We start from the raw sequence: 9,353 nt of genomic DNA, 5'->3' as shown, positions 1-9,353 counted from the left end.
GCCGGGTTGCAAACAGGTACCCCACCCCTCGCTCGGTGCGAATGAAGGCGGGCTGCTGCGGATTAGCCTCGATTTTCCGGCGCAGACGCAGAATCGTCACATCGATAGAGCGTTCAAAAATTGCGTCGCTGGTCCGTCCGCAGCGTCGCAGAATTTCGGCCCGGCTCAGTACATCGCCGTGTCCCTCGACGAGCACTGTCAGCAGTTCGAATTCAGCAGTACTGAGGTCGGCGAGCGTCCCATCAGGCTGAACCAAACGCCGCAGAGCGAGATCAAGCGTCCAGCCGGCGAACTGATATCCGCGCAGCCCACTCGGCGCGGACGGCGGTGCTAGTGGCGTGAGCAGTGCCGGGGCGGGTGCCGGGGTTGTGCGCCGGGTAACGGCCTTGATGCGGGCCAAGAGTTCGCGCGGGTTGAAGGGTTTCACCACATAGTCATCGGCTCCCAGTTCCAGCCCGACGATGCGGTCCACGTCCGCCCCGCGCCCGGTCAACATAATGATCGGCACGGGGGAGAAGGCGCGAATCTGGGCTGCCAGGGCGAACCCGTCTTCGTCCGGCAGGCCAAGATCGAGCAGAATAAGATCGATGGGCTGCTGGGGCAGAAGCGCGCGCAGGGCCGCGCCGCTGGGGCAGGCGTGTACGTCATAAGCCTCACCGGCAAGAAAATCGCTCAAGCTTTCGGCTACTAGCGGATCATCTTCCACCAGGGCGAGATGCAGGCGCGGGCGCGGGGCGGAAGGCGGCAGCATCAACGTCCGGCTCCTGTCGTGGCGAGCGCAAGGCTCAGGCGGGGAAGGGTGAAAGGTTTTCGCAGAACCGGCAAGCCTGCAAACTCGGTTCCCTGGCCCAACTCCGGGCTTGGGTCGTACCCCGTGCAGACCAGCACCGGTAGCCCAGGCTTGCGGCGGCGGGCGGCGCGAATAATCTGCCAGCCGGTTTGTTTATCGGCGAGGAGAATATCGGTCAGCAGCAGGTCGATGGCCTCGGTTTCCAAAAGCGCCAAGGCTTCTGCCTCCGTGGCGCAGGCGCGGACCCGGTGGCCGAGATGGCCCAACATATCCTCCAGAGCGTCGCGCACGGCGGCGTCGTCATCGACCAGCAGGATCGTTAACGCTGGACGCGGCGCGGGGGGAACCGCCTCGGGCGCGGGCCGTGCCGTCTTTGGCGTGCCCTGGCGGCGGGGAAGGAACAGGTTAACGCTGGTGCCGCGCTGGGGTTCGCTCTGAATATGCATATCGCCGCCACTCTGCCCGATGAAGCCGTAAACCATGCTCAGCCCGAGCCCCGTTCCTTCGCCCGGCGGTTTGGTGGTGAAAAACGGGTCGCACGCCCGCGCCATAACATCCGGGGCCATGCCGCTGCCGCTATCCTCGACGCAGAGGCACAACCAATTCTGATCGGCCTTGAGCCCATCTGGCGCAAGAATTTGCGTGCAGATGCGGATTTGCCCACCGCCGGGCATGGCGTCGCGCGCATTCAGCACGAGGTTGACGAGCGCGCTTTCGAGTTGCCCGGCATCGACCAGCGTCTGCCCGAGATCGGGGGCGAGATCGAGCGAAATAGCAATCTTCGGCCCAACCGATAATTCGAGGAAATCGACCATGCCGAGGATTAGGTCATTGACCGATAAAAGCTCGGGCTGGAGCGCCTGATTGCGGGCAAACACTAATAGGCGGGCGATCATCCCTGCGCCCCGTTCAGCGGCATCAAGGGCGCGTTGAACCCGCTGCCGCGTTTCGGGTTTGGTATCGCTTTCAGCCAAAAGATGCAGATTAGTCAGAATTGCCGTGAGGAAATTATTGAAGTCGTGGGCAATCACGCCGGTAAACCGCCCAATCGCTTCCATTTTTTGCGCCTGCCGCAACTGCCGTTCGATGGAGCGGCGGTCACTAACGTCGGTGCAGGAGAGGATGGCGAAATCGGCGCTGGGCAAAGGGGTCCAACGCAACTCAACAATCGGTTCGCTGGAAACGCCCGCACTGCCGCTGGGAAAGGTTAGTTCCCAGCGGCCGGGGCTTGTGATGGGATGATCGAGAATATCTTGTTCGAGAATCAACTGTCGCCCGCTGTTGCACAGGCGCGCGGTGCGCTCGATAGAGGCAGCCAGCAGCGCGCGGGCGTGGGTTCCGGCCTCGGGCGGCTCGGGTAGATGCAATAATTCGGCGAGGCGCGGATTAGTGTGCAGCAGCCGCCCGCCGGGGGTAAAAATCGCTAGCCCCTCGTCGAGATTGTCGAACAGCGCCCGCACCAAATGGCTTTGCTCACTGACCTTTTCCAGCAGCTCAACCCGCTCTTGCGCTTGATCGCGGAAAACGCTGAAAGCGCGGGCGAGGCGACCGATTTCGTCGCTGCGCCGAATGGCAGGAACGGGAGTCGTGCGGTCGCCGCCAGCAAGCTGGGCCATGGCGGCGGTAATCGCGTGCAACCGTCGGGAGAACCGCTGCACGAGCGTAAAGCAGGCAATCGCCGCCAGCAGCGCGCAGCCCGCGCCCAGCAGTAGCATCGAGATTTTCGAGGAACGCTGCGCGGTAATCGCCGCCGCGCTATCGCTGCGGGCGCGCGCCTGCACGCTCTGGCTTAGGGCCGATACTTGTTCAATCAGCGCGGCTGATTGCCGCGCCGCCCGGGCCAGGGTTTGCCCAACGATCTGCTCGATCAAAATTGTCTCGCGGCGCAGATCGAAAATCTCGGTATGCGTGGCGGTCAGCGCGCCGAAGGCCTGTTCGAGCGCTTGGGGCTCGAACCCTAAGTCGATCAAACGGGCGACCCGAACGGTCAGCGCGACCGAGGAACTCACATAGGCCGCCTCGGCCTGTTCGATGTCGGCGAGTTGATCGACGGCAAAGGCGGACAAGGTAGTGTTCACCAGCCGCCCGGCTTCTTCCGCCGCAAGCCCGAGCGCGAGAACCGCAGCACCAGGGTCTTTTTGCGGCGTCGTGCCGCTGAGGCCGCTTGCGCTTTGCACCAACCGCGCCTGCCAAAGCGCAAGACCGCTTTTGGCGGTCGTGTAGAGATCCTTCTGGTGCAGCATTCGCAGGCGCAGGTCGAGCGCCTGTCGGCGGGCCTTCACCAGCGAGCGTAGTTCCTGCGAGAGCGTCAGCGCGGTTGCCGAAATATGGTCCCGCCATGGGCCGGAGGGGGTGGGGGTTTGGCTGTCGGCGGCAAAGAACGTCTCAACCGACCGGTTGAGATCCCGCGACCGCTCGGCCAACTCGTCGGCGATGGTGGCAAGGCGTAACTCGGTTTCCGCCGTCACGACAACGGGCGCGACGGCGGCAAGGCCCGCGCTGGCATCGGCCAGGGCGAAGGCGGCGCTCATCACGGGAAGCGCTTGTTGGGAGAGTTGATCGGTTACCCGCTCGGCCTGGGTTAGCGCGACCCAGCCGATTCCGGCAATGGCGAGGGTTAGCAGGCTCGATCCGCTAAAGGCCAGCAGCAGTTTGGCCCGCACGCTCAACCCGGGGCTAATCGCCTCTGCTGTCTGCGGCATGGTCCCCTCTTTCCGTGGTTGGGTTCGCCAATCTCGTTGATCTCATCCTAGCGATGATTTCCAGATTGACGAGAGTAAAAATAAAAATAAATATAGATACAGAGCTTTACTTCATTTCACATGAAGTAACACTTGTAACATAAGAAATATTGGAGGATTCGCGATGACGATTTCAGTGAAAATTTCCGCAGCGGCCTTACTGCTCGGCTCTAGTCTGTTTGTTTCCGTCAGCGCGCAGGCCGCTGGGGCTCTGACCGTTTACTGCGGTGTGCAGGAAGAATGGTGTCAGGCCATGGCCGTCAGCTTTCAGCGTACCACTGGCATTCAGGTGGCGCTGACGCGGAAAAGCGCGGGCGAAACCTTGGCGCAGGTGCGCGCCGAGTCGAATAATCCGAAGGCCGATATTTGGTGGGGCGGTCCTGGTGATCCGCAGTTGCAGGCGTCGGAAGAGGGGCTGTTACAGGCCTATGAATCGCCTATGCTCAAAGAATTGCACCCTTGGGCCGTCAGCCAATTCAAGCAATCTAAGGGCAAGAGCGTTGGAATTTATGCCGGTGCTCTCGGCTTTATTTATAATGTGGATGAACTGAAGAAGCGCAATATTGCTGCGCCAAAATGCTGGTCAGATCTGTTGCGCCCCGAATTCAAAGCAGAGGTACAGGCCGCCAACCCCAATTCCTCGGGAACGGCCTATACCACCCTGGCAACGCTTGTTCAGCTTTTCGGTGAAGACGATGGTTTTTCCTACATGAAAAAGCTTCACCCGCAGATGAACCAATACACAAAATCGGGTATCGCGCCCGCCAATGCGGCTGCGCGCGGTGAAACCCTGGTGGGGATTATCTTCATTCACGATGGTGTAACGCAGAAGATTAACGGCTTCCCGGTAGATGTGGCCACGCCCTGCGAAGGCACCGGGTATGAAATTGGCTCAATGTCGATCATCAATGGGGCCAAGAACCTCGACAGCGCTAAGAAATGGTACGATTGGGCGCTAACCCCCGCCGCGCAGGAAATCGCGGGGCAGAATAAGAGCTATCAGGTTCCGTCGAATAAAAAATCGCCGATTCCGCCCGAAGCCCCGCGCCTCAGCGATATTCGGCTGATCGATTATAACTTCCAAAAATACGGCACCGCCGACGAGCGTAAGCGCCTACTGACCCGCTGGGATAACGAGATCCGCGCGGCTTCCAACTAAGCGCGATCCTTCGGCGCGGGGAGCAGATCCAATCTGTCCCCGTGCCGTCTTTCTTTCTCTTGGAGGTTTGAAAATGCGGCGACCGGTCGGCTTTTGGCTGATCACCGGATGGCTTTGCTATGCGGTGTTGCCCTGGTACGCGGGGCAAGCCTGGGGGGTTCCCCTCTGGACGGATGCGGGGCCGGAAAGCCTCGGATCGGGGCTTTATGCGGGGTTAACGCAGGGGCGCTGGTGGTTGCTGCCCATCGGCCTATGCCTTTTGGCGGCAAGCCTTACCGCGCTCTGGCCCTTGTCGAACCCGGCGGCCGATCCGGCGCGCTTGGCGGCGCACCGGGCCGCGCGCGGTTTGGGATTGGCGCTTGCGGGCGGGAGTGGGCTCGCGCTGCTGCTGCTCCAAGGCTTTTCCATCGGCTTGCGCGGCTGGACCGTGACGGCCGCGACCGGGGTTTTCGGGACGGTCGAGGCGCAAAGCGGCATCGGCATCGGCGCCTGGGGCACCAGCCTCGCACTTTTGTTCGCCATGACCTACGGGCTCGCCGATCGGGGGGCGTTCAAGGGCGACGGGTTTATTTCCGGCGCGGTAGGATTGGCCGTGGCGGGCATCGGGATTTTCGTTTTTCTGCCCGTTTTCTATGTTTTGGCGGCGGCAATCATCGGCCCCAAGGGCGATGTCTCGTTCCTCGCGCTGTTCGACCGGCTCACCACGCGCGCGATCTGGAGCCTTGATTGCGTCGTCGGTCCCCGGCGCTGCGGTGTGGTTTGGAATAGCCTTTTCCTGGCCGTGCTCACGGGGATTTTCACCACTTTGCTCGGCCTCGGCTTTGCCCTGGTGGCGACCCGCACCAATTTCCGCGCGAAGAAGCTGCTGCGCCTGCTGACTGTGCTGCCGATCATCACGCCGCCTTTCGTCATCGGTCTTGCGATTATTCTCATCTTCGGGCGCAACGGCGTGGTGACGGTGGCGCTTGCCAGCCTATTCGATATTGCGCCCTCGCGCTGGATTTACGGGCTGCCGGGGGTATTGCTCACCCAGACTCTAGCCTTCACGCCCATCGCCTTTCTGGTAATGATCGGCGTCGTTCAAGGCGTCAGCCCCTCGGTAGAAGAGGCGGCGCAAACCTTGCGCGCCACCCGCTGGCAGACCTTTCGCACCGTTACGCTGCCCCTTATCCGCCCCGGTCTCGCCAATGCCTTCCTGATCGGCTTCATCGAAAGCCTTGCCGATTTTGGCAATCCGCTGATTTTGGGCGGCAATTACGATGTGCTTTCCACCAAAATTTTCTTCTCGGTCGTCGGCGCGCAGAATGATCCCGGCATGGCCGCTACCTTAGGGCTTATTCTGCTGACCCTCTGCCTTGGCGCATTTTTTCTGCAACGGCTGTGGCTCGGTAAGAAATCCTATACCAGCGTCGGCGGCAAGGGCGACGGCGGGCAACACGCGCTGCTGCCGCGCCGCGTGTCGCGCCTCACCTACGCCATTGTGCTGCCCTGGGCCGCGTTTACCGCCATCATTTACGGTATGATCCTGTTCGGCGGGTTTGTCGAAACCTGGGGGCGCAATCACGCGCTCACCTTCCGCCACTATTGGACCGCTTTTAGTGTCGAATGGGTCAATGGCGGAATTTTCTGGACCGGCCGTGCCTGGGCGTCCTTGTTTACAACGCTCGAAATTGCCGCAATTTCCGCCCCGATTACAGCGGCGGTGGGGCTGCTGACCGCCTATCTGCTGGTCCGCCAGCGGTTTGCCGGGCGCGGGGCGTTCGAATTTGCCACCATGCTGAGTTTTGCTATTCCCGGCACCGTTATCGGCATCAGTTACATCATGGCCTTCAACCAGCCGCCGATTGAACTGACGGGCGGGTTCGCCATCCTCGTCATCTGCTTCGTCTTCCGCAATATGCCCGTCAGCATCCGCGCCGGGATTGCCGCGATGAGCCAGATCGACCGCAGCCTGGATGAATGCTCGCAAACGCTGGGCGCGAGCAGCGCCACCACCTTGCGCCGCGTTATCCTGCCGCTGTTGCGCCCCGCCATTGTCGCCTCGTTGGTCTATAGCTTCGTGCGGGCGATTACTTCGATCAGCGCCGTCATCTTCCTGGTCAGCGCGAAATATGAACTGGCGACGGCCTATGTGGTCGGGCGCGTCGAGCAGGGTGATTTCGGCCTCGCCATTGCCTATTGCTCGGCTTTGATCGTGCTGATGGCTCTGGCCATTGGCCTTATCCAACTCGTCGTCGGCGAGCGCCGTATCGGCCGCCGTCCCGTTGCTTCGGCAACCCCCGCTATTGTGGAGAAAGCCGCATGAACAGTCTCAAATCGCGCCCGGCGGGTGTGGAATTCCGCGCCGTTACCCGCGCTTATGGATCGGTGAAGGCGGTCGATTCGGTGTCTTTCACCATCGCCCCCAGCACGCTGGTCACGCTGCTCGGCCCGTCGGGCTGCGGCAAGACCACGACGCTACGGATGATTGCCGGTTTGGAGTTTCCGACCGACGGGCAAATTCTCATCGGCGGTAAGGATGTTACCCGGTTGCACGCGACCGAGCGCGACGTGACGATGGTGTTCCAATCCTATGCCCTGTTTCCCCATATGAGCGTGCTTCAGAACGTCGCCTATGGGCTAACGCTCGGGCGCTCCCCCAAAGGTGAGGCGGAGGCGAAGGCGCGCGAAGGGTTACGGCTCGTTGGCCTTGCCGGATATGAGGCCCGCTTACCCTCTGAACTCTCGGGCGGGCAACAGCAGCGCGTCGCGGTGGCCCGCGCCCTGGTGCTGGAGCCGGAGGTGCTGCTGTTCGACGAGCCCCTGAGCAATCTCGACGCCAAGCTGCGCCGCCGGATGCGCGATGATATCCGCGACCTGCAACAGTCGCTCGGCCTGACCTCGGTCTATGTCACCCACGATCAAGAAGAGGCTCTGGCCGTATCCGACCGGGTGATTGTGATGAACCGCTCGGTGATCGCCCAGGAAGGCAGCCCGGCGGATCTCTACGAGCGGCCCGTGGATCGCTTCGTTGCCGATTTTATCGGCGGGGCCAATCTGCTGAACGCCGAACTGATGGCGCGGGACGATAATACTTTGGGGAAAGTGCGGCTCGGCGGGCTTACGCTGACCCTTCCCCACCGCGATTTAGCCCCCGGCGCGGTGACGCTGGCGGTGCGGCCGCAGGCGATTCGGCTGTCGGCGGACGCGCTGCCGAATTCGGCCCCGGCCGAGGTGAAGAAGGCGACCTATCTGGGCTCGCATATCGAATATCACCTGGTCAGTGAGTTTGGCGAAATCTTCGCCATTGGGGCCGATCTCGCCGCAGCGCTGCCCTCCGGCGCAACCGCGCACCTAAGCCTGCATAACCACGGCGTTACCCTGCTGCCGGGGGCGTGAGCCCCCGCAGTCCAAAGGACCGACTATCATGTCTCTTCCCAATGCCGCATCGGCACGCGCCGTACAAACCCCGCTGTGGGCGGGCGTGCGGGCGAAACTCTTCCTCTCGCTGCTGGCTATCGTTGCCTTAACCGTGGCGGCGAGCGCGACGGGCCTGTTTGCCTTTGCCCGGATCGAGCAAAGCCTAACCCAGATTACCGAAAAAAGCCTGCCAGTGACGCTACTGGCCCAGGATGTCGCAGCGCGTAGCGGAGCGATTGTAGCGCTCGCGCCGCAATTGGCGGGAACGCGGCGGCAAATGGAGCGCGGAGAGACGATCGCGGACCTCGAAGAACAAGGTCGGCTCCTTGATGACGCGGTGTCGCGGCTCGATCCCTTTGGCCTGCCTCTCGATGATTTGCGCGCGGGCCGGAAGACCTTGGCCGAGGCGCTGGGGGAACTCGATTCGACGGTCGAAAAACGCCTGGAAACCCAACCGCGCCGCCTAGCGCTCCAGGCCGATCTGGAGCGCCGCTACGGCGAGCTTCAGCGGGTGCTGACGCCGGGGCCGAGCGCGCCTGTCGCCCGGCAAGCGCAGGCTTTTCGTCTGCTCGCGGCCTCGGGGCAAGTCCGCGCTCTCTTGGGGCAGGCGCTTGACGTTAGCGAGCCGCGCGATTTTGGGCAGTTGAAGCGGGAGTTTCCCGATGCCGTCAGCGCAACGCGGGCGGCTTTGGAAGCGCTCAACGAGCCTGATCTCGCTGGGCCGGTCGGGCAGTTTTTGAAACTGGGTGAGGGGCCGCAGGGGCTATTCGTCGTGCGCCAGGGCGATATTGACGCTGCTCAGGCCTTGCCAGAGCAGTTGGCCGAGGTTCGCCAGGCCGCAGTCGCCATTTCAACCGCTGTTTCCGTTCTCGGAACTCAGGTGAATGCAGCGGCCCTGTCGGAAGCCGCCGAGGTTTCGGCGGTTTTGAGCGAAAGCTATCAGCGCTTGATTGCGGCAGCGGTCGGCAGCCTGATTTTGGCCCTTCTGATCGCCTGGGTCGTGATCCATCGCATTCTCTTGCGCCGTTTGGACCGGTTGGTTCGAGCGACCGAGCAGATTGCCGCCGGGGCGCTGGAGACGGAAATCCGGGTTCATGGCCAGGACGAACTCGCCCGGATGGCGAGGGCTTTGGCGATCTTCCGGCGCAATGCCCAGCAGGTTCGCGACCTCAACGACCAAGCGGAAGCCGAGCGCCGCCTTTCCGGGGAGCGCCGCCGGGCGGAACGGTTAGGGCTCGCAGATAGTTTTCATGACCGGGTACAA

6 protein-coding genes are annotated in these 9,353 nt (G+C 62.3%); 4 read left to right on the top strand and 2 right to left on the bottom strand.

The window, feature by feature from the left end; all coding sequences use genetic code 11:
* Together ACIQ36_RS15140 and ACIQ36_RS15135 are read right to left on the bottom strand one after the other, a co-directional pair.
* The coding region (locus ACIQ36_RS15140) for a response regulator (protein ID WP_395830765.1) at positions 1–751 on the bottom strand (751 nt) is incomplete at its 3' end.
* Positions 751–3,492 carry an ATP-binding protein gene (locus ACIQ36_RS15135; protein WP_395830762.1) on the bottom strand — a complete coding sequence of 914 codons (2,742 nt, stop codon included), beginning with the start codon at positions 3,490–3,492 and terminating at the stop codon, positions 751–753. The genes ACIQ36_RS15135 and ACIQ36_RS15140, both read right to left, overlap by 1 nt.
* Before the next feature lie 163 nt (positions 3,493–3,655).
* Between ACIQ36_RS15135 and ACIQ36_RS15130 the strand changes: the two genes are divergently transcribed.
* The 4 genes from ACIQ36_RS15130 to ACIQ36_RS15115 all read left to right on the top strand — a co-directional run.
* Entirely contained in the window at positions 3,656–4,690 is a 1,035-nt protein-coding gene (locus tag ACIQ36_RS15130; RefSeq protein ID WP_395830759.1) for an ABC transporter substrate-binding protein, read from the top strand.
* A gap of 73 nt (positions 4,691–4,763) precedes the next feature.
* Positions 4,764–6,995: an ABC transporter permease gene (locus ACIQ36_RS15125; protein WP_395830756.1), complete on the top strand. Its 2,232-nt coding sequence runs from the start codon at positions 4,764–4,766 to the stop codon at positions 6,993–6,995.
* On the top strand, positions 6,992–8,068 hold the full coding sequence (locus tag ACIQ36_RS15120) for an ABC transporter ATP-binding protein (RefSeq protein WP_395830753.1): 1,077 nt from the start codon (positions 6,992–6,994) through the stop codon (positions 8,066–8,068). Before ACIQ36_RS15125 ends, ACIQ36_RS15120 begins: the two co-directional genes overlap by 4 nt.
* Before the next feature lie 28 nt (positions 8,069–8,096).
* On the top strand, positions 8,097–9,353 hold a 1,257-nt coding region (locus ACIQ36_RS15115), incomplete at its 3' end, for a HAMP domain-containing protein (RefSeq protein ID WP_395830750.1).

The organism is Elstera sp., assembly GCF_044372965.1.
In the GTDB taxonomy this organism is placed as follows: domain Bacteria; phylum Pseudomonadota; class Alphaproteobacteria; order Elsterales; family Elsteraceae; genus Elstera.
The sequence above is the reverse complement of the archived record's forward strand: the minus strand, read 5'-3'. Positions and strand labels throughout refer to the sequence as shown.

Bases quoted from the DNA above. Each gene is read 5' to 3' on its own strand.
- ACIQ36_RS15120 (WP_395830753.1), top strand. From the start codon at position 6,992: ATGAACAGTCTCAAATCGCGCCCGGCGGGTGTGGAATTCCGCGCCGTT.
- ACIQ36_RS15125 (WP_395830756.1), top strand. From the start codon at position 4,764: ATGCGGCGACCGGTCGGCTTTTGGCTGATCACCGGATGGCTTTGCTAT.
- ACIQ36_RS15130 (WP_395830759.1), top strand. From the start codon at position 3,656: ATGACGATTTCAGTGAAAATTTCCGCAGCGGCCTTACTGCTCGGCTCT.
- ACIQ36_RS15135 (WP_395830762.1), bottom strand. From the start codon at position 3,492: ATGCCGCAGACAGCAGAGGCGATTAGCCCCGGGTTGAGCGTGCGGGCC.